The sequence below is a fragment of the Moraxella equi genome (assembly GCF_002027555.1).
Lineage (GTDB): Bacteria > Pseudomonadota > Gammaproteobacteria > Pseudomonadales > Moraxellaceae > Moraxella > Moraxella equi.
This window is the reverse complement of record NZ_MXAP01000185.1, coordinates 1-1684: the sequence shown is the minus strand read 5'-3', so window position 1 is coordinate 1684 and position 1684 is coordinate 1. Positions and strand designations below refer to the sequence as shown.

Below are 1684 nucleotides of genomic sequence, written 5' to 3'. Positions count from 1 at the left end.
TAAGTTCGGTTGGTATAGTATTAATGACAATCGCACCCTAAGACTTTACACATAAAAGCGTCATAAATATTCAACACACCCAAAAGTCATGGTAAAATAAAGCCTATTTTGACTCTATTTATCACCATGGCTAAAAAAAACAAAACCCCAAAACCCCGTCCATCACAGACACACAGCGAAGATGAGCCCATACAGGTAGACCCTGATGAGCTACCTGTCATCGCCAAACCCTTGGTGCGAGTGATGGCACTGTTGTATGACGGCATGCTGATATTGGCAATGTTGTTTTTGGTGGGGACGATTGGGGCGGTGATCGGTACGCTGTTGTTTATGGAAGTAGGAACAGACTCGGCACATGCCCAAAGACTGCCAACTTGGTATCAAAATGGGGTCATGACACCGCTGTTTGTACTGACCTTGATAGGTTTTTATGGATTGTTTTGGCGAAAATCAGGGCAGACGCTCGGTATGCAGACATGGCGATTAAAGACGGTGGATAACGCAGGACATCTGCTGACGTGGGCACAAAGCACACGCCGTATCATCAGTGCCTGTCTACTACCCATACTCTGTGCGACCATCGGTGGGGTGCTACATGGCTCACGACTGGCGGTGCTGATGAGTGCCATGCTTGGGTTTTTGTTTAATTATCTGTTTTGTGCATTCAATACTCGGGGGCTTGCGGTGCATGACATGCTGTCTAACACCATTACCCTAAAAGTCCCCAAAATCCAGCATGAAAGCCTGTGGCAGGCATGGCGTAAAAAACAAGAAGTCCCCCAATAAACAAGAAACCTAAAAAATCGCCCAGTCTGTGTGGATTGGGCGATTTTATATAAGGGCTTTTGAGTTTTTTAAAGTTTGCCATATTGTTACTTTGATATCCAAATAAAAAACCTATTTACCAAAAATGGGTAAATAGGTTGGAGAAACAAAAACAATGGATGATAAAATCATCAATCAGCGCGGGTTTACAACCACGTTTTGGTCGGTATTAATGATAATCTCAGAAGGTCTGTCCACAGTGATACGCACTTCGTTAGGGTTTACTTGGTGGGCGTTGCGGTAGTTGTCATAAACTTCGGTACAGCCGACACAGCGAGAAAACGCATTCCAAGGCTTCTCAACCAAGGTTTGGTAAGAGCTGTCCACACTGTCTGACGCCATAGAAAATGGCAAGCCAACCACGTGCAGTGCTGTGCCTGCAACCGCACCCACCAATTGTAGGGGTTTGGCAACGGTAATATCAAGTACCGCAGAGCCGTAAGTAGGACCAAAATCTTCATCCTCAATCTCAATGGCGGCATGAGCGGTGGTACTAATAAGAGCGGTGGCAGTCAGTGCCAATAGTGTGTGTTTGATTTTCATGAGAGTGTCCTAATGGGGGCGATTTGCCCAAGATAGATTTATGCTAATATTAAAACAAGTTCCGCCCATATTATCAAGTTTATTTTGCCAGAAAGTGGGTGGACGGTAAAATTTTCCGACAAGGGGTAAACAAATCAGTAACATTTGGCGACGTCTGATGATTACCAACAGTTACCCCACTCTCAACTTAAAATCATCTCAAACCTAAGCGGTGGATTGCCAAGTTGTTTGTTGATTTGCACACAAAGACTGTGAGCTAAGAGTTTTCTAATAAAACGGTTGGACAGATGCCACAAGTCTCTTGCTTTGGTGGTTT

Annotated in this window: 2 protein-coding genes and 1 pseudogene; 1 reads left to right on the top strand and 2 read right to left on the bottom strand. The window is 44.5% G+C overall.

Going from position 1 to position 1684, the window contains the following annotated elements; genetic code table 11:
• Positions 1-231 precede the first annotated feature (231 nt).
• Positions 232-786, top strand: a complete 555-nt coding sequence (locus B5J93_RS13095) for an RDD family protein (RefSeq protein ID WP_079326764.1) — start codon at positions 232-234, stop codon at positions 784-786.
• A 174-nt stretch (positions 787-960) separates the two neighbouring features.
• Here the strand turns inward: B5J93_RS13095 and B5J93_RS13090 are convergent, their stop codons facing one another.
• Complete coding sequence (locus tag B5J93_RS13090) at positions 961-1368, bottom strand: hypothetical protein (RefSeq protein WP_079326763.1); 408 nt, start codon at positions 1366-1368, stop codon at positions 961-963.
• Positions 1369-1550: 182 nt separating this feature from the next.
• Positions 1551-1684: pseudogene (locus B5J93_RS14125) on the bottom strand (IS982 family transposase); the annotation flags it as partial.